The organism is Enterobacter cloacae complex sp. P47BA (genome assembly GCF_014930485.1).
Classification (GTDB): domain Bacteria; phylum Pseudomonadota; class Gammaproteobacteria; order Enterobacterales; family Enterobacteriaceae; genus Enterobacter; species Enterobacter bugandensis.
Genome location: NZ_JADBRF010000009.1, coordinates 110848 through 137337, shown reverse-complemented (window position 1 = coordinate 137337; position 26490 = coordinate 110848). Strand labels below are relative to the sequence as shown.

General features: G+C 57.5%; 21 protein-coding genes and 1 riboswitch. Of the genes, 6 read left to right on the top strand and 15 right to left on the bottom strand.

What is annotated here, in order from left to right; genetic code table 11:
- Positions 1 to 3 precede the first annotated feature (3 nt).
- Genes rsmA through lptD form a run of 4 tightly spaced genes read right to left on the bottom strand, consistent with a single transcriptional unit; the run spans position 4 to position 5499 of the window.
- Complete coding sequence (rsmA, locus tag IM299_RS11350) at positions 4 to 825, bottom strand: 16S rRNA (adenine(1518)-N(6)/adenine(1519)-N(6))-dimethyltransferase RsmA (RefSeq protein WP_028015479.1); 822 nt, start codon at positions 823 to 825, stop codon at positions 4 to 6.
- Complete coding sequence (pdxA, locus tag IM299_RS11345; protein WP_063154827.1) at positions 822 to 1808, bottom strand: 4-hydroxythreonine-4-phosphate dehydrogenase PdxA; 987 nt, start codon at positions 1806 to 1808, stop codon at positions 822 to 824. The genes rsmA and pdxA overlap by 4 nt, the downstream gene beginning before the upstream one ends.
- Positions 1808 to 3094, bottom strand: a complete 1287-nt coding sequence (gene surA, locus IM299_RS11340) for a peptidylprolyl isomerase SurA (RefSeq protein WP_028015481.1) — start codon at positions 3092 to 3094, stop codon at positions 1808 to 1810. Before surA ends, pdxA begins: the two co-directional genes overlap by 1 nt.
- Before the next feature lie 53 nt (positions 3095 to 3147).
- Entirely contained in the window at positions 3148 to 5499 is a 2352-nt protein-coding gene (lptD, locus tag IM299_RS11335) for an LPS assembly protein LptD (RefSeq protein WP_047363433.1), read from the bottom strand.
- Between the two features lie 239 nt (positions 5500 to 5738).
- Here lptD and djlA point away from each other — a divergent pair, with 239 nt between their 5' ends.
- Positions 5739 to 6554 carry a co-chaperone DjlA gene (gene djlA / locus IM299_RS11330; protein ID WP_028015483.1) on the top strand — a complete coding sequence of 272 codons (816 nt, stop codon included), beginning with the start codon at positions 5739 to 5741 and terminating at the stop codon, positions 6552 to 6554.
- A gap of 30 nt (positions 6555 to 6584) precedes the next feature.
- On the opposite strand, the gene rluA is transcribed toward djlA, so the two are convergent.
- From rluA to araB, 6 genes are all read right to left on the bottom strand, one after another.
- Complete coding sequence (rluA, locus tag IM299_RS11325; RefSeq protein WP_028015484.1) at positions 6585 to 7244, bottom strand: bifunctional tRNA pseudouridine(32) synthase/23S rRNA pseudouridine(746) synthase RluA; 660 nt, start codon at positions 7242 to 7244, stop codon at positions 6585 to 6587.
- 12 nt (positions 7245 to 7256) lie between these two features.
- A complete protein-coding gene (rapA, locus tag IM299_RS11320; protein ID WP_193357499.1) occupies positions 7257 to 10163 on the bottom strand; it encodes an RNA polymerase-associated protein RapA in 2907 nt (968 codons plus the stop codon).
- Positions 10164 to 10291: 128 nt separating this feature from the next.
- Positions 10292 to 12649 carry a DNA polymerase II gene (gene polB, locus IM299_RS11315; protein ID WP_193357498.1) on the bottom strand — a complete coding sequence of 786 codons (2358 nt, stop codon included), beginning with the start codon at positions 12647 to 12649 and terminating at the stop codon, positions 10292 to 10294.
- Positions 12650 to 12723: 74 nt separating this feature from the next.
- Positions 12724 to 13419 carry an L-ribulose-5-phosphate 4-epimerase gene (gene araD, locus IM299_RS11310; protein WP_028015487.1) on the bottom strand — a complete coding sequence of 232 codons (696 nt, stop codon included), beginning with the start codon at positions 13417 to 13419 and terminating at the stop codon, positions 12724 to 12726.
- Positions 13420 to 13466: 47 nt separating this feature from the next.
- Positions 13467 to 14969: an L-arabinose isomerase gene (gene araA / locus IM299_RS11305; protein ID WP_041911255.1), complete on the bottom strand. Its 1503-nt coding sequence runs from the start codon at positions 14967 to 14969 to the stop codon at positions 13467 to 13469.
- A gap of 10 nt (positions 14970 to 14979) precedes the next feature.
- Entirely contained in the window at positions 14980 to 16689 is a 1710-nt protein-coding gene (gene araB / locus IM299_RS11300; RefSeq protein WP_193357497.1) for a ribulokinase, read from the bottom strand.
- A 335-nt stretch (positions 16690 to 17024) separates the two neighbouring features.
- Here araB and araC point away from each other — a divergent pair, with 335 nt between their 5' ends.
- Together araC and IM299_RS11290 are read left to right on the top strand one after the other, a co-directional pair.
- Entirely contained in the window at positions 17025 to 17870 is an 846-nt protein-coding gene (araC, locus tag IM299_RS11295) for an arabinose operon transcriptional regulator AraC (RefSeq protein ID WP_028015490.1), read from the top strand.
- 118 nt (positions 17871 to 17988) lie between these two features.
- Complete coding sequence (locus tag IM299_RS11290) at positions 17989 to 18756, top strand: DedA family protein (protein ID WP_060573309.1); 768 nt, start codon at positions 17989 to 17991, stop codon at positions 18754 to 18756.
- Between the two features lie 43 nt (positions 18757 to 18799).
- Here the strand turns inward: IM299_RS11290 and thiQ are convergent, their stop codons facing one another.
- From thiQ to sgrR, 4 genes are all read right to left on the bottom strand, one after another.
- Positions 18800 to 19501, bottom strand: a complete 702-nt coding sequence (gene thiQ, locus IM299_RS11285) for a thiamine ABC transporter ATP-binding protein ThiQ (RefSeq protein ID WP_048957872.1) — start codon at positions 19499 to 19501, stop codon at positions 18800 to 18802.
- Entirely contained in the window at positions 19485 to 21095 is a 1611-nt protein-coding gene (gene thiP, locus IM299_RS11280; RefSeq protein ID WP_193357496.1) for a thiamine/thiamine pyrophosphate ABC transporter permease ThiP, read from the bottom strand. The genes thiQ and thiP overlap by 17 nt, the downstream gene beginning before the upstream one ends.
- The gene (thiB, locus tag IM299_RS11275; protein WP_048960671.1) at positions 21071 to 22054 is read right to left on the bottom strand and encodes a thiamine ABC transporter substrate binding subunit; all 984 of its coding nucleotides are present in this window, start codon (positions 22052 to 22054) and stop codon (positions 21071 to 21073) included. Before thiB ends, thiP begins: the two co-directional genes overlap by 25 nt.
- Before the next feature lie 31 nt (positions 22055 to 22085).
- A riboswitch (TPP riboswitch) is annotated at positions 22086 to 22186 on the bottom strand.
- A 36-nt stretch (positions 22187 to 22222) separates the two neighbouring features.
- Positions 22223 to 23878, bottom strand: coding sequence for an HTH-type transcriptional regulator SgrR (gene sgrR / locus IM299_RS11270; RefSeq protein ID WP_048957875.1), 1656 nt, complete (start codon positions 23876 to 23878; stop codon positions 22223 to 22225).
- An 88-nt stretch (positions 23879 to 23966) separates the two neighbouring features.
- Between sgrR and sgrT the strand changes: the two genes are divergently transcribed.
- From sgrT to IM299_RS11255, 3 genes are all read left to right on the top strand, one after another.
- Positions 23967 to 24119: a glucose uptake inhibitor SgrT gene (sgrT, locus tag IM299_RS11265; RefSeq protein WP_045631150.1), complete on the top strand. Its 153-nt coding sequence runs from the start codon at positions 23967 to 23969 to the stop codon at positions 24117 to 24119.
- Between the two features lie 120 nt (positions 24120 to 24239).
- Positions 24240 to 25418: a sugar efflux transporter gene (locus tag IM299_RS11260; protein ID WP_028015496.1), complete on the top strand. Its 1179-nt coding sequence runs from the start codon at positions 24240 to 24242 to the stop codon at positions 25416 to 25418.
- 216 nt (positions 25419 to 25634) lie between these two features.
- On the top strand, positions 25635 to 25787 hold the full coding sequence (locus IM299_RS11255; protein WP_010427008.1) for a Hok/Gef family protein: 153 nt from the start codon (positions 25635 to 25637) through the stop codon (positions 25785 to 25787).
- A 92-nt stretch (positions 25788 to 25879) separates the two neighbouring features.
- Here the strand turns inward: IM299_RS11255 and leuD are convergent, their stop codons facing one another.
- Positions 25880 to 26485, bottom strand: coding sequence for a 3-isopropylmalate dehydratase small subunit (leuD, locus tag IM299_RS11250; protein ID WP_028015497.1), 606 nt, complete (start codon positions 26483 to 26485; stop codon positions 25880 to 25882).
- Between the last annotated feature and the right edge of the window lie 5 nt (positions 26486 to 26490).

Genomic DNA, 26490 nt, shown 5'->3' with positions numbered 1-26490 from the left:
GGCTTAACTCTCCTTCGGCGGCGCATTTTCGCTGATGTAATTAGCCAGCTTGCAGTACTGCTCTACGGAAATGTTTTCCGCACGCATTGCCGGGTCGATCCCCAGCTCTGCTAACACCTCAACGGTAAACGAATTGCTCAGACTGTTACGGATCGTTTTACGGCGCTGGTTAAAGGCTTCCGTGGTGATGCGGCTCAGTACACGCAGATCTTTAACCGGATACGGTTTCGTTTTGTGCGGCACAAGGCGCACAACCGCAGAATCTACTTTCGGTGGCGGCGTGAACGCTGATGGCGGTACTTCGAGTACCGGGATCACGTTGCAGTAATATTGTGCCATCACGCTTAAACGACCATACGCTTTACTGTTCGGCCCTGCAACCAGACGGTTAACAACCTCTTTTTGCAACATGAAGTGCATGTCGGCAATGGCATCAGTATAGCTAAAGAGGTGGAACATTAGCGGCGTGGAGATGTTATACGGCAGGTTGCCGAACACGCGCAGCGGCTGACCCATTTTTTCCGACAGTTCGCCAAAGTTCATGGTCATGGCATCCTGCTGATAGATGGTCAGCTTTGGTCCGAGGAACGGGTGCGTTTGCAGGCGTGCGGCCAGGTCGCGATCCAGTTCGATAACGGTCAGCTCGTCGAGGCGTTCGCCTACCGGCTCGGTCAGTGCGGCAAGGCCCGGGCCGATTTCGACCATAGCCTGACCCTTCTGCGGATTAATAGCAGACACGATGCTGTCGATCACGAACTGATCGTTGAGAAAGTTTTGCCCGAAGCGTTTACGGGCTAAGTGGCCCTGATGGACTCGATTAGTCATTGAGTATTAACAATCATTTTGATGGCGAGATTAAGCGCCGTAATAAAACTGCCGACATCCGCTTTCCCCTGGCCTGCCAGATCCAGCGCAGTGCCGTGGTCAACGGACGTTCGAATAAAGGGTAAACCGAGGGTGATATTCACCCCGCGGCCAAAGCCCTGGTATTTTAGCACGGGCAGACCCTGATCGTGGTACATCGCGAGGACGGCGTCGGCATTATCCAGGTATTTTGGCTGGAAAAGGGTGTCCGCAGGCAGCGGCCCGCTGAGATTCATCCCTTTGGCGCGCATTTCTTCAAGCACCGGAATAATGGTGTCGATCTCTTCGGTGCCCATGTGACCCCCTTCACCCGCGTGCGGATTCAGGCCGCAGACCAGCACATGCGGCCGCTTGATGCCGAACTTCGTTTGCAGGTCGTGATGCAGGATCCCGATGATCTCCCGCAGCAGTTCCGGGGTGATGGCATCAGGAATGGCCTTGATCGGTAGATGGGTGGTCACGAGAGCAACGCGCATCGCTTCCGTCGCCAGCATCATCACCACTTTCGGGCTGTGCGAGCGCTCTTCGAAGAACTCCGTATGCCCGGTAAAAGGGATGCCCGCTTCGTTGATGACGCCCTTATGCACGGGGCCGGTAATCAGAGCGGCAAATTCGCCCTTCAGGCAACCGTCGCAGGCGCGGGCAAGGGTTTCCACGACGTAGTGGCCATTTTCCGTGCTGAGCTGGCCTGGAACAACGGGAGTACGAAGGGGAACAGAAAGAAGAGTGAGCGTACCGGCCTGCTGTGGTGCGGGCTGTTGGCCTTCAACGTAGGGGATGAGCGTTAAGGGCAGACCGAGCAGATTCGCCCGGTCTTGTAACAGTGTTGCATCCGCGCAGACAACCAGTTCTACTGGCCAGCTGCGCTGGGCGAGCTGGACAACGAGGTCAGGCCCAATCCCGGCGGGTTCGCCGGGAGTGATAACAACACGATGCTGTTTCATTAGTTGCTCAGGACTTTCACGTAAGCACTGGCGCGCTGTTCCTGCATCCAGGTTGCCGCTTCTTCGGAGAACTTACGGTTAAACAGCATACGGTAGGCTCTGTCTTTCTGCGCCGCATCCGTTTTGTCCACGTTGCGGGTGTCCATCAGCTCGATCAGATGCCAGCCAAATGAAGAGTGAACCGGGGCACTGATCTGGCCTTTATTCAGCTTCATCAGCGCATCGCGGAAGGCAGGATCGTAAATGTCCGCAGCCGCCCAGCCCAGATCGCCGCCCTGGTTCGCAGAGCCAGGATCCTGAGAGAACTCTTTCGCTGCATTGGCAAACGACGTTTTACCGCTCTTAATATCTGCGGCAATTTGCTCCAGCTTCGCACGCGCCTGATCGTCAGTCATGATCGGTGACGGCTTCAGCAGAATGTGGCGAGCGTGAACTTCAGTCACGGAGATATTCTGGCTCTGACCGCGCAGATCGTTCACTTTCAGAATGTGGAAGCCCACCCCTGAACGGATTGGACCGACGATATCGCCTTTCTTCGCCGTGCTCAGCGCCTGAGCAAAGATAGATGGCAGCTCCTGGATACGTCCCCAGCCCATCTGGCCGCCTTTCAGGGCCTGTTGGTCAGCAGAGTAGGTGATAGCCAGCTTGCCAAAGTCGCCGCCGTTACGCGCCTGATCGACAATTGAACGTGCCTGACTTTCTGCTTCAGCAGCCTGATCTGACGTTGGGTTCTCTGGCAGTGGGATCAGAATGTGGCTCAGGTTCAGCTCTGTGCTCGCATCGTTCTGGTTGCCCACCTGTTTTGCCAGCGCATCCACTTCCTGAGGCAGGATGGTAACGCGGCGACGGACTTCATTATTACGCACTTCCGAGATCAGCATCTCTTTACGGATCTGGTTACGGTAGGTAGCGTAGCTGATGCCGTCATAGGCCAGACGGCTGCGCATCTGGTCCGGCGACATGTTGTTCTGCTTTGCAATGTTAGCGATAGCCTGATCGAGCTGCTCGTCGGTCACCTTCACGCCCATTTTCTGACCCATCTGCAGGATAATCTGATCCATGATCAGACGCTCCAGGATCTGGTGGCGCAGCGTGGCGTCATCCGGAAGTTGCTGACCCGCTTCGCCCGAATTGAGCTTCACGGATTTCATCAGACCATCAACGTCACTTTCGAGCACGACGCCGTTGTTAACGACAGCGGCGACCTTATCAACAACCTGGGGGGCCGCGAAGCTGGTATTCGCAACCATAGCGACACCAAGCAGCAGCGTTTTCCAGTTCTTCATACTTTTTCCATTTCAATTAACCGCAAAGCGGATTACGTTGTAAATCAAGCACATTACAAAGAACTACTGTACGGCAGAATGTTCGAACGCAGCATCTGATGCGTGCCCAGGCCGTAGTTGGAGCTCAGGCCGCGCAGTTCGACATTAAAGCCAATCACGTTATCGTATTTGCTCTGATTGTTTACAGTGTTCCAGCCGTTAAGCTTACGCTCGTAACCGACGCGCAGCGCGTAACAGCAGGAGTTATATTGCAGACCAACCATCTGGTCCGCTGGCTTATTCGCGTTGGTGTCAAAGTAGTAAGCGCCTACGATTGACCAGCGGTCGGCGATAGGCCAGCTTGCTGCACCACCAACCTGCGAGATGCCGTCTTTATACTGTTCTGCGCCTGCATAAGAAGGCAATGTTGCCTGAATATATTCCGGGCTTGCATAACGATACGTCAACTGTACCATGCGGTCTTCATCGCGACGGTACTCAATAGCGGCACTGCTTGTGGCGATATTATCGAGGCGAGTGTCATATTGCACACCACCACGCAGGCCCCAACGGTCAGTCATGCGCCAGTACGTGTCTCCCGCCCAAACCAGCGAGCCCGTTTTGTTGTCCTTCTCCCAGTTAATGTTGTCATCACCGGTACGTGACTCGGTGAAATAGTAGATTTGACCAACAGAAACGTTAAAACGTTCAACGGCGGCATCATCATAAACGCGTGTTGTGACGCCGGTCGTTAACTGGTTAGCGGAGGCGATACGGTCCAGACCGCCGTAAGTACGGTCACGGAACAGGCCGCTGTAGTCAGACTGCAGCAAAGACGAGTCGTAGTTTTGAATATTGCTCTGATCGCGGTACGGCACGTACAAATACTGCATACGCGGTTCAAGCGTCTGGGTATAACCATCCGCCAGCAGGCCCATATCACGCTCGAAGATCAGCTTCCCGTCCATTTTGAACTGCGGGAGCGTTCGGTTAACCGACTCTTCCAGATGCGCATTGTTCGTGGTGTTGTAATTATCAACATTTTTTTGCTGATAGTGCGTCGCCATCAGCTTGGCTTCGGTATTCAGGCTTGCCCAGTCGTTAGACCACGGCAGATTGATCGTCGGCTCCAGGTGAACACGCGTAGCTTCCGGCATGTCCGAATCTGTGTTCACGAAATGTACCGCCTGAGCGTAAACCCGGGTGTCGAATGGACCTACGTTATTCTGATACCAGTTAACGTCCAGCTGCGGCTCTGCACCATAGGTAGGCGTGGACTGGTCAGAGAATACCTGGAACTGCTTGGTTGAGACGGTTGCATCAAAGTTCTGCACCGCATAGCCTACGCTGAACTTCTGCGTGGCATAGCCATCCGTGCTCGAACCGTATTTAGACGAGAAGTCGTTAAAATAAGATGAGTCGCTGACTTTGGTATAGTCAACGTTAAAGCGCCACACCTGATCCATCACTCCGGCATGCTGCCAGTAGAATAGCCAGCGGTGTTTATCGCCTTCTGTAGGGTGCTCATCCTGGAAGACCTTATCCGACGGCAGATAATCCAGCTCCATCAGGCCAGCACCGGCCTGAGTCAGATAGCGGAACTCGTTTTCCCACATGATGTTGCCGCGCTTGTGAATATAGTGCGGCGTGATCGTGGCGTCCATGTTGGGCGCGATGTTCCAGTAATACGGCAGGTAGAACTCAAAGTAGTTCGAGGTGCTGTATTTAGCATTCGGGATCAGGAAGCCCGAGCGACGCTTGTCACCCACGGGAAGCTGGAGATAAGGGCTGTAGAATACCGGCACCGGACCCAGCTTAAAGCGTGCGTTCCAGATCTCTGCGACCTGCTCTTCACGGTCATGGATAACTTCGCTCCCGACCACGCTCCAGGTATTTGAACCCGGCAGACATGATGTAAAGGAGCCATTCTCCAGAATCGTATAGCGGTTTTCACCGCGCTGTTTCATCAGGTCCGCTTTACCGCGTCCCTGGCGACCCACCATCTGGTAATCACCTTCCCAGACGTTAGTATCTTTGGTATTCAGGTTTGACCAGGCTTTCGGACCTTTCAGGATGACCTGATTGTCGTCATAGTGCACATTACCCAGCGCATCCACCGTTCGTACCGGCTCGACCGCGCCTTCCGGCTGCTTCTGGTGCAACTGCACTTCATCAGCCTGCAGGCGGCTATTGCCCTGGTTAATATCCACATTGCCCGTAAACGTGGCATTGTCAGGATAAGTACCTTTGGAGCTATCGGCAGTAATGGTTACCGGCAAGCTATTTGTATCGCCCTCCACCAGTGGGCGATTATAACTTGGGACGCCAAGCATACACTGCGAGGCGAGATCGGCCGCCAGCCCCTGTTGACTGTACAGGGCGGAGCCAATCATTGTGGCCAGGAGGGTGGGGATACGTTTTTTCATACGTTATATTTTATTGTTCCGTCATCAGTGGCTACGGCTTACAAACGCTCAGAGACTATCTTACTCATCAGCGCAGTACCAGCGTTAATCCTGCCCGTTTGCGCGCCAGAGTGTTAGGCTCGCTATCGAATGACGAGTATGATAAAGCAAATTATAGGCGATGTCCTTCAATTGACCGTGGCTTGAACACTGTGATGATGACGTTGCGTCGGCAGGGAATATGACTATCCGGGGAGTATATGCAGTATTGGGGTAAAATAATCGGCGTTGCGTTCGCCATCATCATGGGTGCCGGGTTCTGGGGAATTGTGCTTGGGCTTATCATTGGCCATATGTTTGATAAGGCACGCAGCCGCAAAATGGCCTGGTTTGCCAATCAGCGCGAGCGCCAGTCGCTCTTTTTCTCCACCACCTTTGAGGTCATGGGGCACTTAACCAAATCCAAAGGACGCGTGACCGAAGCGGATATTCAGATTGCCAGCGTTTTTATGGATCGCATGAACCTGCATGGTGAGTCCCGCCTGGCGGCGCAGAATGCGTTTCGCATCGGTAAATCGGATAACTATCCGCTGCGTGAAAAGATGCGCCAGTTCCGCAGCATCTGCTTCGGACGTTTTGATTTAATTCGGATGTTTCTGGAAATCCAAATCCAGGCGGCGTTTGCCGACGGCTCGCTTCACCCCAATGAACGCGATGTCCTGTACGTTATTGCGGAAGAACTGGGTATCTCCCGTATGCAGTTTGATCAGTTCCTGCGCATGATGCAGGGCGGCGCCCAGTTTGGCGGCGGCTATCACCAGCAGTCTTCCGGCGGTGCATGGCAGCAGGCGCAGCGTGGCCCGACGCTGGAAGATGCCTGCAACGTGCTTGGCGTGAAGCCCACGGACGATCAAACCACGATTAAACGTGCCTACCGTAAGCTGATGAGCGAGCATCATCCTGACAAGCTGGTGGCGAAAGGTTTACCGCCGGAAATGATGGAGATGGCGAAGCAAAAAGCGCAGGAAATCCAGAAGGCGTACGAGCTCATTAAAGAGAAGAAAGGTTTCAAATAAGAAAAAGCCCGACAATGTCGGGCTTTTTTTTCAGAAGTCCACCGGGGCTTTAAACGTCATCGCGTTACCGAAAGTAGGGTGGGTGATGGTGAGCGTCTGCGCATGGAGCTGCAGGCGTGGCGCTAACGCCAGGGCCTCTGGCGGGGCGTAGAAGCGGTCACCCAGAATCGGGTGACCCAGCGCAAGCATATGCACGCGCAGCTGGTGTGAACGTCCGGTAATCGGCTTAAGCAGGACGCGCGCGGTGTTATCCGGCGCGTACTCCAGCACTTCATATTCGGTTTGCGCGGCCTTGCCGGTTTCATAACACACCTTCTGCTTTGGCCTGTTCGGCCAGTCGCAAATCAGCGGTAAATCCACCAGCCCTTCCGCCTGCGCCGGGTGGCCCCAGACGCGGGCAACATACTGCTTCTTCGGCTCGCGCTCGCGGAACTGACGCTTCAGCTCGCGCTCCGCTGCTTTATTCAGCGCCACCACAATCACGCCGCTGGTGGCCATGTCCAGGCGATGGACGGACTCGGCCTGCGGATAATCGCGCTGAATGCGCGTCATCACGCTGTCCTTGTGCTCATCCAGACGGCCCGGCACGGACAACAGGCCGCTCGGCTTGTTGACCACCATAATGTGTTCATCCTGATACAGAATGACCAGCCAGGGATCCTGCGGCGGATTATACGGCTCCATCACCATCTTGCGCTCCGTTTACTGATGCGTCACAACGATAAGACGCAGGGCGTCCAGACGCCAGCCTGCCTGATTCAGGCTTTCCAGCACCTGCTGACGGTTGCTTTCAATTGCCGCCAGTTCGTCGTCGCGGATGTTCGGGTTGACCGATTTTAACGCTTCCAGACGGGACAGCTCGGCAGACAGTTTCTCGTCGGCTTCATTGCGCGCGGCGTCAATCAGGTCTCGGGCCGCTTTTTCGATCTGGATTTCGCCCTGCTGGAGAATGGCGTGCACGTCCTGCTGGACCGCGTTCACCAGCTTGCTGCCGGTATGGCGGTTCACCGCGCTCAGCTGGCGGTTGAAGCTTTCGAACTCCACCTGTCCTGCCAGGTTCGTACCGTTTTTATCCAGCAGCAAACGCACCGGCGTTGGCGGCAGGAAGCGGTTGAGCTGCAGCTGTTTCGGCGCTTGCGCTTCCACAACATAGATCAGCTCCAGCAGCAGCGTGCCTACGGGCAGCGCCTTGTTTTTCAACAGGGAGATGGTGCTGCTGCCGGTATCTCCGGAGAGGATCAGATCCAGCCCGTTGCGGATCAGCGGGTGTTCCCAGGTGATGAACTGAGCATCTTCGCGGGATAGCGCCACGTCACGCTCGAAGGTGATGGTACAGCCATCTTCCGGCAGGCCTGGGAAATCGGGCACAAGCATGTGGTCTGACGGGGTTAACACGATCAGGTTCTCGCCACGATCGTCCTGGTTAATCCCGACAATGTCGAACAGGTTCATGGAGAAGCCGATCAGGCTGGTGTCGTCATCTTGTTCTTCAATGCTCTCGGCAAGCGCCTGCGCTTTTTCGCCACCGTTGGAGTGGATCTCCAGCAGGCGGTCGCGCCCCTTTTCAAGCTGCGCCTTCAGCGCTTCATGTTTCTCGCGGCAGGATTTAATCAGATCGTCAAAACCGTCGGTATTTTCCGGCGCGGCCAGGTAACCGATCAGATCGCCATGCACCTGGTCATAAATGGTGCGGCCCGTTGGGCAGGTATGCTCAAACGCATCCAGACCTTCGTGGAACCAGCGCACCAGTACCGACTGAGCGGTTTTTTCCAGGTACGGCACGTGGATCTGAATATCATGCGCCTGGCCGATACGATCCAGACGGCCGATACGCTGCTCCAGCAGATCCGGGTTGAACGGCAGATCGAACATCACCAGATTGCTGGCGAACTGGAAGTTACGCCCTTCAGAACCGATTTCGGAGCACAGCATCACCTGCGCGCCGCTGTCCTCTTCACTGAACCACGCCGCCGCGCGGTCGCGCTCGACGATGGACATGCCTTCGTGGAACACGGCGGCACGAATGCCTTCGCGCTCGCGCAGAACCTGTTCCAGCTGCAGCGCGGTGGCGGCTTTGGCGCAGATCACCAGCACTTTCTGGGAGCGGTGCGCGGTCAGGTAGCCCATCAGCCACTCCACGCGCGGGTCAAAGTTCCACCAGGTGCCGGTATCACCTTCAAATTCCTGATAAATCTGCTCCGGGTAGAGCATGTCACGCGCGCGCTCTTCCTGAGTTTTGCGCGCGCCCATAATGCCGGAGACTTTAATCGCCGTCTGATACTGCGTCGGCAGCGGGAGCTTGATGGTGTGCAGTTCGCGTTTCGGGAACCCTTTCACGCCGTTACGGGTGTTGCGGAACAGCACGCGGCTGGTGCCGTGACGGTCCATCAGCATGTCGATCAGCTCTTTACGCGCGGATCCCGCATTCTCGCTGTCGCTGTTCGCAGCCTGCAGAAGCGGCTCGATATCCTGCTCGCCAATCAGATCGCTCAGGGTGTTGAGTTCATCGTTTGAGAGACGTTTACCCGCCAGCAGCAGCGCGACGGCATCCGCAACCGGACGGTAGTTGTTCTGCTCTTCCACGAACTGAGCGAAGTCGTGGAAACGGTTTGGATCGAGCAGGCGCAGACGGGCGAAGTGACTTTCCAGACCGAGCTGCTCCGGCGTTGCGGTCAGCAGCAGGACGCCGGGCACGCGCTCGGCAAGCTGTTCAATCGCCATATATTCGCGGCTTGGGGCATCTTCGCTCCACACCAGGTGGTGTGCTTCGTCGACGACCATCAGGTCCCATTCGGCATCGCACAGATGCTCAAGGCGCTGCTTGCTGCGGCGCACGAAATCCAGCGAGCAGATTACCAGCTGTTCGGTTTCAAACGGGTTGTCCGCGTCGTGCTGCGCTTCGGCATAGCGCTCGTCGTCGAACAGGGAGAAGCGCAGGTTAAAGCGGCGCAGCATCTCCACCAGCCACTGGTGCTGGAGGGTTTCCGGCACGACAATCAGCACGCGCTCGGCAGCGCCAGAGAGCAATTGCTGGTGCAGGATCATGCCCGCTTCGATGGTTTTACCCAGGCCCACTTCGTCAGCAAGCAGCACGCGGGGCGCATGGCGACGGCCCACGTCATGGGCGATATTCAGCTGGTGGGGGATCAGGCTGGTGCGCTGACCGCGCAGGCCACTCCACGGCATGCGGTACTGTTCGCTCTGGAACTTACGCGCGCGGTAGCGCAGGGAGAAGCGATCCATACGGTCGATTTGCCCGGCAAACAGGCGGTCCTGCGGCTTGCTGAACACCAGTTTGCTGTCGAGCAGTACTTCACGCAGGATGACGTTCGTCTCTTCGGTATCAAGACGCGTTCCGATGTAGGCGAGCAGTCCATTCTCTTCTTTTACGTCTTCAACCTTTAGCTGCCAGCCTTCGTGGCTGGTCACGGTGTCGCCCGGATTGAACATTACGCGGGTCACAGGGGAGTCATTGCGGGCGTACAGGCGGTTTTCACCGGTAGCAGGGAAGAGGAGGGTAACCATGCGCGCATCGACGGCAACGACGGTTCCTAATCCAAGTTCGCTTTCTGTATCGCTGATCCAGCGTTGACCAAGTGTAAAAGGCATAGTTGTTCGGCTCTAATCTTTAATTGCAGGCAATAGTTCGACCCCCGTCAAAAAAGACGGTCATCGAAAAATGGGTCCGGGAATGGAAAGGGCGCTATGGTACTGGATGGCAGCCATTTCGTCACGCGTCAAAATAGGCCAAGTTGCCCTGTCACAAGTGTAGCAAAATCGTCGTCGATGAACGGTAAAATTCCCTCCGCAACCGGCTGAAGCTGGCGGGTCAGGTAGTGATCGTAATCGAGAGGCGACTGCTGGTAATCAACGGGCTCCGGCCCGTTCGTTGTCCAGACGTATTTTATCGTCCCCCGGTTCTGATACTGCGGCGCGCGTCCCCGGCGTACATTCTCTTCGTCCGCCAGGCGCGCGGCGCGCACGTGGGGCGGGACGTTGCGCTGGTACTCCGCCAGCGGGCGGCGCAGGCGCTTGCGATATACCAGCTGGTCATCCAGCTCGCCGGCCATCAGGCTGGCGATGGTTTCGCGGATGTAGTCCTGATAGGGCTCGTTGCGGAAGATCCGCAGATAGAGCGTCTGCTGGAACTGCTGTGCCAGCGGCGTCCAGTCAGTGCGCACCGTCTCCAGGCCTTTAAAGACCATTCTCTGCTTTTCACCCTCCTGGATCAGCCCGGCGTAGCGCTTCTTGCTGCCCTGGTCGGTTCCGCGGATGGTGGGCATTAAAAAACGGGCAAAATGGGTTTCAAATTCCAGTTCTAATGCGCTGGTTAACCGCTCTTTTTGCAAATGTTCCTGCCACCAGTCGTTTACGAAGGCCACCAGTTCTTTGCCGATTCGTGAGGCGTCGTCTTCTGAATGTGCGCCCTTAAGCCACACAAAGGTTGAATCCGTGTCGCCGTAGATAACGTCATAGCCCCGGGATTCAATCAGCGCTTTGGTCTGACGCATGATGTCGTGTCCGCGCATGGTGATGGACGACGCCAGACGCGGATCGAAGAAGCGGCAGGCGCTGGTACCCAGCACGCCGTAGAAAGCGTTCATAATAATTTTCAGGGCCTGCGAGAGCGGCTTGTTGCCATGACGTTTCGCCTCGTCGCGGCCGTGCCAGATGTTCCCCACAATCTCCGGCAGACAGTGTTTTTCGCGCGAGAAGCGTGCCCCGAGAAAACCTTCGGTGCTGTGCGCGTCGTCTGGCTGCGCCATCCCCTCCACCAGCCCCACCGGGTCAATAAGGAAAGTGCGGATAATTGACGGGTAGAGGCTTTTGTAGTCCAGCACCAGAACCGAGTCATACAGCCCGGGCCGTGAGTCCATCACGTAGCCGCCAGGGCTGGCCTGCGGCGGCACGTCCCCGAGGTTGGGCGCAACATAGCCCGCACGGTGCATTCGTGGGAAATAGAGGTGGCTAAAGGCGGCTACCGAGCCGCCGTGCCTGTCAGCCGCGAGGCCATTTACCGTCGCGCGCTCCAGCAGGAACGGCATGAGCTCGGTTTTGTGGAATATCTGCGTCACCAGCTCGCAGTCTTTCAGGTTATAGGTGGCGAGCGCCGGTTTGTCTTCGTTGAAGCGCCGGTCAATCTCGTCCATGCGGTCCCACGGATTGTCGATGGATTTGCCTTCACCGAGCAATTCCTGCGCTACCGCTTCCAGAGAGAAGGAGGAGAAATTCCAGAACGCGGATTTCAGCGCCTCGATGCCGTCGATAATCAGGCGGCCGTTGGCCTGCGCAAAGAACACGCCGTTCTTAAAGCCGTGCTCGCGCCACTCCAGCTCCGTATTTCCGCGCCCGAGCATCAGTGGGATGCGATACCGCTCTGCGTGTTTTTGCAGCACGCGCAGGTCAAACTGCACCACGTTCCAGCCGATCAGCACGTCCGGGTCGTGCTCGGCAAACCACTGGTTAAGCTTCTCCAGCAGCTGCGGTCGGCTGTTGACGTACTCAAGCTGAAAATCGAGCGCGGACGCATCGCCGTTCGGCGGCCCGAGCATATAGACAACCCGCTGCCCGCAGCCTTCCAGGCCGATGCAGTACAGCTCGCCGTGACGGGTGGTTTCGATATCCAGGGAAACCCACTTTAGCGGGGGGCGATAATGCGGATTAGGCTTCAGGCGAGCGTTGATAAGGGTGCCGTTTTGCTCAGCACCGTCAACCCAGACGGGGGCGGTAATAAACCGCTCCATCAGAAAGCGTTCCGGCGGACGAATGTCCGCTTCGTAGAGCGTCACGCCCGCTTCTCGCAGCAGTTTTTCGTAGCGCATCAGCTGGCGATGGGCGCGGCAGTAAAGGCCATACACCGGCTGACGATGGAAATCTTTTAGCTCAAGAGGAGTGAGGCGCCAGCCGTTCTCATCGCGGAGCAGTTGTTTTACCTTCTCGACGTAATGTTCAGGGATAAACGCCACGGATTCCTGAGGAGGAAGCGTAACGTGCAGCGGGCCGTTATCTGTCGCCAGCCAGAACGCAACCTCGGTGCCCTGAGGGGTATCCCGCCAGTGTCGGGTCAGTAAAAAGCCTTCTTGCGCCTGTGCCACGCCGCCATCCCATAAAACAAAACCAGGCCTGATTATAGCCTGGTTGAATGTTTTATGCTGGGGATATATACAGTTTATTGTCCGTAATAGGCCTTCGCGCCGTGCTTGCGCAGGTAGTGTTTATCCAGCAGGGTTTGCTGCATATCCGGCAACTGCGGTGCCAGCTGGCGGCAGAAGATCCCCATGTAGGCGATTTCCTCCAGCACTATTGCGTTATGCACTGCGTCTTGCGCGTTTTTACCCCAGGCAAACGGGCCGTGGGAATGCACCAGTACGCCGGGCATTTGCGCCGCGTCGATCCCCTGTTTTTCAAAGGTTTCGACGATCACGTTCCCGGTTTCCCATTCGTACTCACCGTTAATCTCCGCATCGGTCATCAGACGCGTGCAGGGAATGGTGCCGTAAAAGTAGTCCGCGTGGGTGGTGCCGGTGGCCGGAATAGACTGGCCCGCCTGCGCCCAGATGGTCGCGTGACGCGAATGGGTATGCACGATGCCGCCGATAGTCGGGAAGGACTGATACAGCAGACGGTGGGTGGGCGTATCGGACGACGGTTTTTTGTTACCTTCCACCACTTCACCCGTTTCGATGCTGACCACGACCATATCCTCTGCGGTCATCACCGTGTAATCCACGCCCGAAGGCTTGATCACGAATACCCCTTTTTCCCGGTCAACGGCGCTGACGTTGCCCCAGGTCAGGGTCACCAGGTTATGTTTTGGCAGCGCCAGGTTGGCTTCAAGTACCTGACGTTTGAGATCTTCTAACATCGTTGTCTCCCTGCCCGGCGAGCGCAGCGCCACCGGGCATTACGTACTTAGCGTTTTGAACCGTAATAGACTTCGTTCCAGCGCAGCGCGTCTTTAAAGGCTGGCAGACGGGTGTCGTTATCAATCACGGTCAGCTCGATATCGTGCAGCTCGGCAAACTGGCGCATATCGTTCAGGTCCAGCGCGTGGCTGAAGACGGTGTGGTGCGCGCCACCCGCCAGGATCCACGCCTCTGACGCGGTTGGCAGGTCCGGCTGCGCTTTCCACAAGGCATTGGCAACCGGCAGCTTCGGCAGAGAGTGCGGGGTTTCAACCGCATCGACGCAGTTCACCAGCAGGCGGAAACGGTCGCCGAGGTCGATCAGGCTGGCGTTGATGGCCGGACCGGTACGGGTGTTGAAGATCAGACGGGCCGGATCCGCTTTGCCGCCGATGCCGAGGTACTGCACGTCAAGGATCGGTTTCTCTTCAACCGCGATGGAGGGACACACTTCCAGCATGTGCGAACCGAGCACCAGATCGTTGCCGTTCTCGAAGTGGTAGGTGTAGTCCTCCATAAAGGAGGTGCCGCCCTGCAGACCGGTCGACATCACCTTCATGATGCGAAGCAGAGCGGCAGTTTTCCAGTCGCCTTCACCCGCAAAGCCGTAGCCCTGCTGCATCAGACGTTGTACGGCCAGACCCGGCAGCTGTTTCAGCCCGTGGAGGTCTTCGAAAGTGGTAGTAAAAGCATGGAAGCCGCCCTGTTCCAGAAAACGCTTCATGCCCAGCTCAATGCGTGCGGCATCCAGCACGTTCTGGCGCTTGTCGCCGTTGATTTGCGCCGCAGGCGTCAGGCGGTAGCTGCTTTCGTACTCGTCCACCAGCGCGCTCACGTCGCCGTCGCTGATTTCATTCACCACCTGCACCAGGTCGCCCACCGCCCAGGTATTCACGGAGAAGCCGAACTTGATCTGCGCCGCGACTTTATCGCCGTCGGTCACCGCCACTTCACGCATGTTGTCGCCGAAACGCACCACTTTCAGGTGGCGGGTATCCTGCTTAGAGACCGCCTGACGCATCCAGGAGCCGATACGCTGTTGCGCCTTGCCGTCCTGCCAGTGGCCGGTGACCACAGCGTGCTGCTGGCGCATGCGCGCGCCGATGAAGCCGAACTCGCGGCCGCCGTGCGCGGTCTGGTTCAGGTTCATGAAGTCCATGTCGATGCTGTCCCACGGCAGGGAGGCATTGAACTGCGTGTGAAATTGCAGCAGCGGTTTGTTGAGGATAGCCAGGCCGTTGATCCACATTTTGGCCGGTGAGAAGGTGTGCAGCCACACCACCAGGCCAGCGCATTTGTCATCGTAATTGGCGTCACGGCAGATATTGGTGATTTCGTCCGGGGTGGTACCCAGCGGCTTAAGCACCAGTTTGCACGGCAGTTTGGCTTCCGCGTTCAGCGCATTCACAACGTGCTCCGCGTGTTTTGTCACCTGCTGCAACGCTTCCGGTCCGTACAAATGCTGGCTGCCAATCACAAACCACACTTCATAATTATTAAAAATGGTCATTATCGTGTCCTTAATGTGTCAGGGTTGCCGAGGTGTCCGCGGTGCTTTTGGCCGGGGCGGCGACAGGGAGATAGTGAAGTTCGGCGCTTTTTGCCCATTGCTGGTAGCGCTGATAAAGCTGTTCAAAGCGTTGTGCCTGCTGGATACGCGGCTGGAGCGTGTTTTCGACGGCGCTTGCCATGTGCTGCTGCGCGGTCGGGATATCCGCATGAACGCCTGCGGCCACGGCAGCGAAAATCGCGGCGCCCAGCGCGCAGCACTGATCGGAGGCCACAATCTGCAGCGGACGGTTCAGCACGTCGCAGCAGGCCTGCATAATCACCGGGTTTTTACGGGCGATACCGCCCAGCGCCATCACGTTGTTCACGTCGATGCCCTGTTCGGTGAAGCACTCCATAATGGCGCGCGCGCCGAACGCGGTGGCGGCAATCAGACCGCCGAACAGCGCCGGGGCATCGGTCGCCAGGTTGAGATCGGTAATCACCCCTTTCAGGCGCTGGTTGGCAAACGGCGTGCGGCGACCGTTAAACCAGTCCAGCACCACCGGCAGGTGGTCGAGGGTCGGATTTTTTGCCCAGGCTTCGGTGAGCTGCGGCAGGAGCTGTTTTTTGCTCGCGGTAATCTGCGTTTTCAGCTCAGGATGCGCGGCAGCCAGCTGATCCAGCGGCCAGCCCAGCACCCGGCCAAACCAGGCGTAGATATCGCCAAACGCGGACTGCCCCGCTTCGAGGCCGATAAAATCTGGCACCACGCTGCCGTCAACCTGGCCGCAGATCCCTTTCACCGCGCGGTCGCCGACGCTGGCTTTATCTGCCGTCAGGATGTCGCAGGTGGAGGTGCCGATCACTTTCACCAGCGTGTTAGGCTGCGCACCCGCGCCCACGGCGCCCATGTGGCAGTCGAACGCGCCGCCGGAAATGGTCACGCTTTGTGGCAGGCCGAGACGCGTCGCCCACTCTTCGCAGAGCGTGCCGACCGGAATATCGGCGGTGAAGGTGTCGGTAAAGAGCGGGTATTTCAGGTTTTTGTTGATAATCGGGTCAAGTTCATCGAAGAACGCTGCCGGAGGAAGACCGCCCCAGCCTTCATGCCACAGGGATTTATGCCCGGCGCTGCAGCGGCCGCGGCGGATATCCTGCGGGCGAGTGGTGCCGGAGAGCAGGGCGGGAACCCAGTCGCACAGCTCAATCCATGATGCCGCGGCCTGGGCGACCGAAGCGTCCGCGCGGGTAACGTGCAGGATTTTGGCCCAGAACCATTCGCTGGAGTAGATGCCGCCGATGTAGCGCGAGTAGTCGGTTTTGCCCGGCAGGTGGCATAAGCGGGTGATGGCTTCCGCCTCTTCCACGGCGGTATGGTCTTTCCAAAGCACGAACATGGCGTTCGGGTTGTCGGCAAACTCCGGGCGCAGCGCCAGCACGCGGCCTTCAGCGTCCACCGGGGCTGGCGTTGAACCGGTGCTGTCGACGCCAATCCCCACGACGTCGGCCCGCTGGGCGTCAGTCAGTTCAGCCAGCACGGTTTTGATCGCCGCTTCCATCGATTCAATGTAATCGCGCGGGTGGTGACGGAACTGGTTGTTTGGCGCGTCGCAGTAGCGCCCCTCTTGCCAGCGCGGATACCACTCAACGCTGGTTGCTATCTCCTGGCCAGTCGTACAGTCCACTGCCAGCGCGCGAACCGAGTCGCTGCCAAAATCGAGGCCAATTGCAATTGCCATGGTGTTGCTCCATCCGAAACAGGTATGGAAGAACATTAGAGACTGGGGATAAAAATCGTCAGGCAGGATCCGCTAATCTTATGGACTAAATTGCTGTTACGACGGAAAGTGTGACGCCGTGCAAATATTCAATGTGGACATTTCTGCCGCACTTATAGACACTTTTGTTACTGCTTCTCTGCCCGTGCCGGCAGAAAAATCAGGAGAAAAGGCTGAAACATGGCGGACGTAAAAGAGGCGTGATGCTTTTTGGATCTTTTCGCAGGCCATTTTTATACTGCTTTTAACGATATGGACAAATGGTTTCCTTCAGGACCCTTGGGAGAACTGAATCTATGGCCGAACCGCAAAACGATCCCCTGCTGCCGGGATACTCATTTAACGCCCATCTGGTGGCGGGGCTGACGCCAATTGAGGCCGAGGGGTATCTCGATTTTTACGTCGACCGACCGCTCGGCATGAAAGGGTATATTCTGAACCTGACCGTACGCGGGGAAGGGGTGATAAAAAACGGCGATCGGCAGTTTGTTTGCCGCCCGGGCGATATGCTGCTGTTCCCGCCGGGGGAGATCCACCACTACGGGCGTCACCCGGACGCCAAAGAGTGGTATCACCAGTGGGTCTATTTCCGCCCGCGCGCCTACTGGCAGGAGTGGCTCTCATGGCCGGCTATTTTCGCGCAAACCGGTTTTTATCGTCCGGATGAGGCGCATCTGGCGCAGTTTCGTGAACTGTTCGCACAAATTATTGAGGCGGGGCAGGCGGGCGGGCGCTATGCCGAACTGCTGGCGATCAACCTGCTTGAGCAGGTGCTGCTGCGCCGCATGGAGGCGATCAACGAGTCGCTTAACCCGCCGCTGGATAACCGCGTCCGCGACGCCTGCCAGTACATCAGCGACCATCTGGCCGACAGCCAGTTTGATATCGCCAGCGTTGCCCAGCACGTCTGTCTTTCGCCGTCCCGCCTGTCACACCTGTTCCGCCAGCAGCTTGGCGTGAGCGTGCTGAGCTGGCGTGAGGATCAGCGCATCAGCCAGGCAAAGCTGTTGCTCAGCACCACCCGGATGCCTATCGCGACCGTCGGACGCAACGTGGGCTTTGAAGATCAGCTCTATTTCTCTCGCGTGTTTAAGAAGTGCACCGGCGCCAGTCCCAGTGAATTCCGCGCGGGATGTGAATAAACGGTAAACATTCAGGTGAACTTCAGGAGCATCCTGTAAACTATTCAGACAATTGATGCCTTGACGCGGTGCGGGGCGCTAAGCAGAATCGCTGATTCGTTTTCTGACCGGAATAGTTATGCAGGCATTGCTGGAACACTTTATTACCCAGTCCGTTATGTACTCGCTCATCGCTGTGGCGCTGGTGGCGTTTCTGGAATCGCTGGCGCTGGTTGGGCTGATCCTGCCCGGCACCGTGATGATGGCGGGGCTTGGGGCGCTTATCGGCAGCGGTGAGGTCAATTTCTGGCAGGCGTGGCTGGCCGGGATTATCGGCTGCCTGCTGGGGGATTGGATCTCCTTCTGGCTGGGCTGGCGCTTTAAGAAGCCGCTGCACCGCTGGTCGTTCATGAAAAAGAACAAAGCGCTGCTGGATAAAACCGAACATGCGCTGCATCAGCACAGCATGTTCACCATTCTGGTAGGCCGCTTTGTCGGGCCAACGCGTCCGCTGGTGCCGATGGTGGCGGGGATGCTGGATCTGCCCGTCGCAAAATTCGTGGTGCCGAACATTATCGGCTGCGTATTCTGGCCGCCGTTTTACTTCCTGCCGGGGATCCTCGCGGGTGCGGCCATTGATATCCCTGACGGTATGCAAAGCGGTGAGTTCAAGTGGCTGCTGCTGGGAACGGCGGTGCTGCTGTGGCTGGCGGTCTGGCTCTGCTGGCGGCTATGGCGCAGCGCGAAAGCCAGCGTCGATCGCCTGACGCACTATCTCCCGCGCACGCGCCTGCTCTGGCTGGCCCCGCTGACGCTGGGCGTGGCGGTGGTAGCGCTGGTCGCGCTGATTCGTCATCCGCTGATGCCGGTGTACGGCGAGATCCTGTTGAAGGTAGTGAGCCGTTAAGGTGTTTTCCCTCTCCCCGTGGGAGAGGGCCAGGGTGAGGGCGTCAGACCGCACGAATGCCTAACAATGAAGACGCCCCCGCGTTACCACTCAGAAGTTCTTCTGTTTCTCCATCCCACAAAATCCGTCCCTCCGCGATCACTACCGATCGCGGCGCAATGCGTGCGGCATCTTCAATGCTGTGCGAAACCATCAGCATCGTGATCTGCTGGCGCTGGCAAACCTCTTCCACCAGCGAGAGCATCTCCTGGCGCAGGGCCGGGTCGAGTGCCGAGAAGGGTTCATCGAGCAGCAGCAGCGGCTGTTCGCGCACCAGACAACGTGCCAGCGCCACGCGCTGACGCTGGCCGCCGGAAAGCTCACCGGGCAGTCTGGAAATCAACGCGGACAGGCCCATTTGTTCGGCAATTGCCTCCAGCTTCTGACGCTGCGCAGCATTGAGTTTTAACCCCGGATCGATTCCCAGCGCGATGTTCTGCCACACCGTAAGGTGATTAAACAGATTGTTTTCCTGAAACAGCATCGACACCGGGCGCTTAGCCGGCGGAGCGTAGGTATACTCGCCATTATCAATGACTATCGACCCGCTGACAGGCTGCAAAAAACCGGCAATCAAATTGAGCAGGGTACTTTTACCGGCCCCGCTTGGGCCAAGCACCGCAATTCGCTCTCCCTGACGAACGGAGAGGGTAAAACGCATTGGCAGGTGCTGGTAAAGCCAGGTTACATCAGTCAGTTTTAACATCACGCCCCGGAAGTTTTTCGATAACGGTAAATAAGGTAAAGCACAGCAGTAATAGGAGCAGCGCCGTGACGGCGCCGTCCTGGCTGCGATAGGAGCCAATTTGCTGATAAAGCCAGAACGGCAGCGTGCGGAAATCCTCGTTGCCAAAGAGGGCCACCACGCCAAAATCCCCAATCGACAGCACGCAGGCGAAGGCCATCGCCTGGGCGAGCGGCCGCTTCAGGGCGCGTAGTTCGACCACTTTCAGCCGCCGCCAGCCCATAATGCCAAGGGACTGGCACAGGGCGCTGTACCGGCTGTTAACATCCCGCATCGGGTTTTCCAGCACCTTCAGCGCGTACGGTATGGCCATTAAGGCGTTGGTAAAAATGACGATGCCGTCGGCGCTTTCCGGCAGGCCGATGGTGCTGTTAAACAGTAAAAAGAAGCCGGTCGCCAGCACAATGCCCGGCATCGCCAGGATCAGCATGCCCGTCAGTTCCAGCGCGTGTCCGGCTTTACGGGCATGTCGCGCGTACAGCTCGCGGCTGCTCCAGAGCAGCATCATGGTCAGCGCCACGCAGATTAGCCCGGCTGCCAGCGCGATACGCAATGAGGTCCATGTGGCTTGCCACAGGACCGGCTGTTGAAGTACCGATACCACATTCCTGTTGAGGCCATCGGCGATCACGGCCAGCAGCGGCGGCAGCAGAAGCAGGAGCGCCAGCGCAATCAGCATCACGTCCGAGATGCGGCTGTGCAGGCTGTCCTGCGGATCGCGCCAGCCAGAAAGATTATTGCTTCCTGCGGGGATCGCTTTGCTCAGCCGCTGGCTGAGTAACACCAGCGCCAGGCAGCACACCATCTGTACGATCGCCAGCAACGCGGCGCGGCCCGGATCGTAGTCGTAACTTAATGCCTGATAGATCGCCAGCTCAATGGTGGTGGCCTGCGGGCCGCCGCCGAGAGAAAGCACGGTCGCAAAGCTGGCGAAACAGAGCATAAAGATCAGCGCGGCCACCGGGGCTATCTGGCGTCGCAGCCACGGCCATTCGACAAAGCGGAAGAATGACCATCCGCGCATGCCGAGCTGGGCCGCAATCTGGCGCTGCTCGCCGGGTATGTTCTCCAGCGCCTGCAAAAAGAGGCGCGTCGCCATCGGCATATTGAAGAAAATGTGTGCCAGCAGGATGCCCTTCAGCCCGTAGGGAGAGAAGGTCCATTCCAGGCCTAAAGACGCGAAGAGGGAGGCCAGCCAGCCCTGGCGACCGTATACGCTCAGGATGCCAAAGACGGCCACCAGCACGGGCAGGATCAGCGTCATGGCGCACAGGCGCAGCAGGGCCAGCCTGCCGGGGAAACGTCTGCGATAGAGGGCGCGCGCAAGGAAAATGGCCGGGATGACTGACAGCAGCGCGGAAAGAAACGCCTGCAAGAAGGAGAAACGGATAACGTGCCAGAGATAGCTATCGTGCCAGAGCGCGAGCAGATCGCTCTCTGGCGCGTTAAACCACAGTGCGAGAAACGCTCCCAGACTGACGACCACCATCAGTATGGCGGCAATCAGTCCGGGAACTAACCAGCCGGGGATCAGCGGCTGACGGCGCGTTGCCATTCGCTTATCCATGCGGCACGCTGAGCGGCAACCTGCTGCGGCGTAAATTCCAGCGCGGTCTGCGGTTTGTTCAGCTGCTCAAAGCCTGCCGGCAGCGCCGCGTCGGTGACCGGGTACATCCAGTTGCCCGTCGGAATGGCGTTCTGGAATGCCGGGGAGACCATAAATTTCAGGAACTTCTCGGCCAGTTCCGGCTGTTTGCTGGCGGCGGTACGCGCTGCCACTTCCACCTGCAGGTAGTGACCTTCAGCAAAATTCGCCGCAGCGTAGTTGTCTTTCTTCTCGGCAATAATATGATAGGCCGGAGAGGTGGTGTAGCTCAGCACCAGATCGCTTTCGCCTTTCAGGAACAGGCCATAGGCTTCGCTCCAGCCTTTAGTGACCGTAACGGTTTTCGCAGCCAGCTTCTGCCACGCCTCCGGCGTTTTGTCGCCGTAGACTTTCTGCATCCACAGCAGCAGGCCCAGACCCGGCGTGCTGGTGCGCGGATCTTCGTATATCACGCGCCATTTCTGGTCGCTTTCGACCAGCTCTTTCAGGCTCTTCGGCGGGTTCTTCAGCTTGTTTTTATCGTAGACGAACGCAAAGTAGCCGTAATCGAAGGGAACGAAGGTGTCGTTTTTCCAGCCGCCCGGCACGTTGACGGCATCTGCCGCCACGCCGCTTTTGGCAAACAGTCTGGTTTGCGTGGCGGCTTCCAGCAGGTTGTTATCCAGACCGAGCACCACGTCGGCCTTGCTGTTTTTCCCTTCCATGCGCAGGCGGTTAAGCAGCGACACGCCATCTTCCAGCGCCACGAACTTCAGCTCGCAGTTGCAGTCGGCTTCAAAGGCTTTTTTAACCACCGGGCCGGGGCCCCAGTCGGCGGAGAAGGAGTCGTAGGTATAGACCGTCAGAACAGGCTTAGCAAAAACAGGCAGCGCAACCAGCGCCAGCAGAGGAAGAACGTTTTTTAACACTTTGCACCTCAGGGTTGAGTGGCAAAGGATTTTGAGAAACAGCCTCAAATCCCTTCGCCGGCGTTATCCGGATCAGGTTCGACGGGTATTATCTCAGCGCACATCTGTGATGCAGCACCCCGTTGAGAACGGCGCTATTGTAATGATTTGGTGAATATTACGAAAGCGTTATGGCTCCGGCGGCGCAAACCACGCGGATTTAAAATCAAACCAGCCCAGGGTGTTCATCCGCAGGCCGCGCATGCTGCGCTGTCCCTGGATCAGCAGCCAGTGGTGGATCAACGGTACGATCGTCTGCCCGGCCAGCAGCTCCTGGCACCACGCGGCCAGATCCATCTCTCCTGCCCGCCACTTCGCGGCGTCCTGCTGCCAGTCCCGGCTGATGCAGTGCTGAATGAGAGGCACTTCATACAGGTGTGAAAAGAGCGAGAAATCAAGCGGCAGCGTAAAGTTGGCGCTGTTGAGCCAGATATCGCTGACGACATCCCCCCGGTGCCATTCATCATAATCGACTTCCTGTATCGCCAGCGTCACGCCTTCGGCCGCGAGCAGCTTGCTCATGATCCTCGCGATAAACCGGTGCTCAATGTGATCGCGATAGTAGCTGAGGGTGATGGTTTCCAGCCCGGCGGGTTTTTCACTGCGCACCGGCTGTGCATGGTGCCAGCGCGGAAGCAGGCCATAGGCCGGGAACCACCAGGTCTGGTATTGTTCTTCAGCGTGATAAATCAGGTTAGCCGGGGCCAGAATATGGCTGATCCACTTGCGGACATCGTGATTCGCCCCGCGATGGCTGCGGCTGTCAAAAAGAAGATAGTAGCAGCCCTCCTCCAGGCGACTCTCGAACGCCTTTTCGCTGGTTGTGGGCCCCTCCAGGGTGAGGCCTGCGCTCAGCTCTTCGTTGAGATCCGGTAACACCCAGACGTTCACTTCGTCGATCAGCGCCCGATAGCCAAAATAGTCATCAAAGGCGCGGATCTTCAGCTGATTGCTGTTATTGCGCGTAACGGAGTAGGGGCCTGTACCGATCGGCTGGCTGGAAAAATTGTTCAGGGATCGCCACTCGGCAGGCAGGATCATCGAGGGCACGTAGCCCAGAAGCCACGGCAGCCAGTTGTCTGGCTGGGACAGTTCAATATCCAGCGTCCAGGCCGTTGGGGAGTGGATCCGCGTGATATGCGAATAGAGCGGCAGCGTGCGGGCGCGCTCTAAAGAGGCGATAACGTCACGCATCTCCAGCTCGCGGCCATGGTGGAAGTGAATGCCCGGGCGTAAAAAGAAACGCCAGTGCAGGGGGGAAAGCTGCTGCCAGTGGTGGGCGATATCCGCTTCCAGTTCCCCGTTTTCCTCATTTATTTTCGTCAAGCCGCTGAATATCTGCCGTGCCATATGAGTTTCTGAGCGACGCAGCGCCGTACCGGGCAGCAGATTTTTCATTGGGCGGTAGTAAAGCACCCGCAGAATGTGGCGGCCCTGGCGAAAGCTGCGTCCCAGGTGCGAGACCAGCATCTGGCGCACGGCGGCTTTGTCGCCCACCAGCTGGACCAGCTGATCGATGCGGTCCTGCTCCAGCAGATCCTCCGCCCGCTGCTGCTGCAACGCCAGGCCGGTATACAGGAAGGTCAAGCGTGAGCGCTTGCCGCGTCCCGCCTCGGCCTCCCAGCTTAGCCAGCCCTGCTGCTGCATAGTGTTGAGTAACGTGCGCATATGGCGGCGAGAGCAGTTGAGGAGTTCTGCCAGCTCGTTAAGCGTGGTCTCCTGCGATTGACCCTCGCAGCACTGCCACAGACGAATGAATTGTTGTTGCAGTCGACCGGATGGCATAAAAGAGGAACTCCTGACAAAAAATCAGCAATTTATTAATCCCTATATTAAGCCAATAATGCTTCCCGATGAAGTGAGGAGGTAAATTATGAAGAGGTCTACCGCACGTCAGTTTTATCAGCAGTACTTTTCAGCGACAAAGGGAGTGTCCTGGCTGGCCCGCCAGTGTGCAGAGCAGCGGCTGAGAATCCTGGAAGATCTGATGCAGTGGGACGTTACGAAACCGACCTCTTCTCGCTAACTCGCCTCGATCATGTGTGACTGAGTATTGGTGTTTATCACCCGCCAGCAAAATGTTTTTGCTGGCTTTTTTCGTTTATTCTTTCACCCAATTTCGATTCGCTTTCACAAGGACTTGCGCATGCTGTGGTTGATGACGATGGGGCGCCGCCTGAATGGCGTGTACGCTGCTTTTATGCTGGTGGCCTTCATGATGGGCGTGGCCGGTGCGCTACAGGCACCGACGCTGAGCCTGTTTCTCAGCCGCGAGGTGGGGGCGCAGCCGTTTTGGGTGGGCCTGTTTTATACCGTTAACGCGATTGCCGGGATCCTCGTTAGCCTGGGTCTGGCGAAACGATCCGACAGCCAGGGCGATCGCCGCAGGCTGATCCTCTTTTGCTGCGCCATGGCCGTGGGCAACGCGCTGCTTTTTGCCTTTAACCGTCATTACCTGACACTCATCACCTGCGGCGTGCTGCTGGCCTCTCTGGCGAACACCGCCATGCCGCAGCTGTTCGCGCTGGCCCGTGAATACGCCGACAGCTCGGCGCGAGAGGTGGTGATGTTCAGCTCGGTGATGCGCGCACAGCTCTCGCTGGCGTGGGTCATCGGCCCGCCGCTGGCCTTCATGCTGGCGCTGAACTATGGCTTTACGGTCATGTTTTCTATCGCGGCAGGCATTTTTATTATCAGTCTGGCTCTGATTGCCTTTGCGCTGCCGTCTGTCGCCCGGGTTGAGCAGACGACGGATAAGCCCATCACTCAGGTGAGCGGCTGGCAGGATAAAAACGTGCGGATGCTGTTTATCGCCTCCACGCTGATGTGGACCTGCAACACCATGTACATTATTGATATGCCGCTGTGGATCAGCAGCGATCTAGGCCTACCGGACAAGCTTGCGGGGATCTTAATGGGGACTGCCGCCGGGCTGGAAATTCCGGCGATGATTCTGGCGGGGTATTACGTTAAGCGCTTCGGAAAGCGTCGGATGATGATCGTTGCCGTGGCGGCTGGGGTGCTGTTCTACGCGGGGCTGCTCCTTTTCCATTCGCGTGAAGCGTTGCTGGCGCTGCAGCTGTTTAATGCCGTGTTTATTGGCATCGTTGCCGGGATCGGCATGCTCTGGTTCCAGGATCTCATGCCCGGCCGCGCCGGCTCTGCGACTACGCTTTTTACCAACAGTATTTCGACGGGCGTTATTCTGGCGGGAGTGATTCAGGGCGCGCTGGCGCAAAGTTATGGTCATGCCTCGGTTTACTGGATGATTGCGGCGATTTCGGTGGTAACGCTTGGGCTGACCTGCCGGGTCAAGGATGTTTGATTCTGGAAGGCGGCTTCACGAAATGAAACGATTTTCTGACAGATACAGAGAAGGCGCATAGAGTGCGTGACGGGTGCTTGAGGCTGTTTGCCTCAGGCTTTCGCAAGAGGCAAACAGTGGAGAGTCCCACATCAAAAAACTGATGGGGGGACCAACTTCACAACCAACATTGCGAGGTTAGTCTCTTCATTGCCGAAAAGCAATAAGGAGGCTGGAATGCCAAAACGTACTCTGCTGTTAGGTTTGTTTCTGATCTGTACGACGCTATTGATCTTCACCTGGATGGTGCGTGATTCGCTGTGTGAGTTGCACTTCAGACAGGAGAAAACAGAGCTGGCGGCAGTGTTGGCTTACGAAGCAAAACGTTAGCGGTATTGGCGGGGGAAGTGTCCCCGCCTCTCCAGAGTGGTTGAGCCTCAACGCACCCTTATCAATGGCCCGCGCCCTGCGGGCCATTGCCTTTAGCCCATAAATGCAGGCTGTTTTTTCTCGTACGCTGAGATGGCGTCCTCGTGCTGGAGCGTCAGGCCAATGCTGTCCAGACCGTTCAACATGCAGTGGCGACGGAAGGCATCAATGCTGAAGCTGTAGGTCTTATCCCCGGCTTTCACCACTTCCGCTTCCAGATCCACCTCAAACGCCATCCCCGGATTTGCCTTAACCAGCGCGAACAGTTCATCGACCTGCTCGTCGCTCAGCGTCACCGGCAGCAACTGGTTGTTGAAGCTGTTGCCGTAGAAGATATCCGCGAAGCTCGGGGCGATAACCACCTTAAAGCCGTAGTCGGTCAGCGCCCAGGGCGCATGCTCACGCGAGGAGCCGCAGCCGAAGTTTTCCCGCGCCAGAAGAATGGATGCACCTTTGTATTCCGGGAAGTTCAGGACGAACTCCGGGTTTGGCACTTCGCCTTTGTCGTCCAGAAAACGCCAGTCGTTGAACAGGTGTGCGCCAAAACCGGTGCGGGTTACTTTCTGCAAAAACTGCTTCGGAATGATCGCGTCCGTATCGACGTTAGCGGCGTCCAGCGGGACAACACGGCCCGTATGTTGGGTAAATTTCTCTGCCATGATTG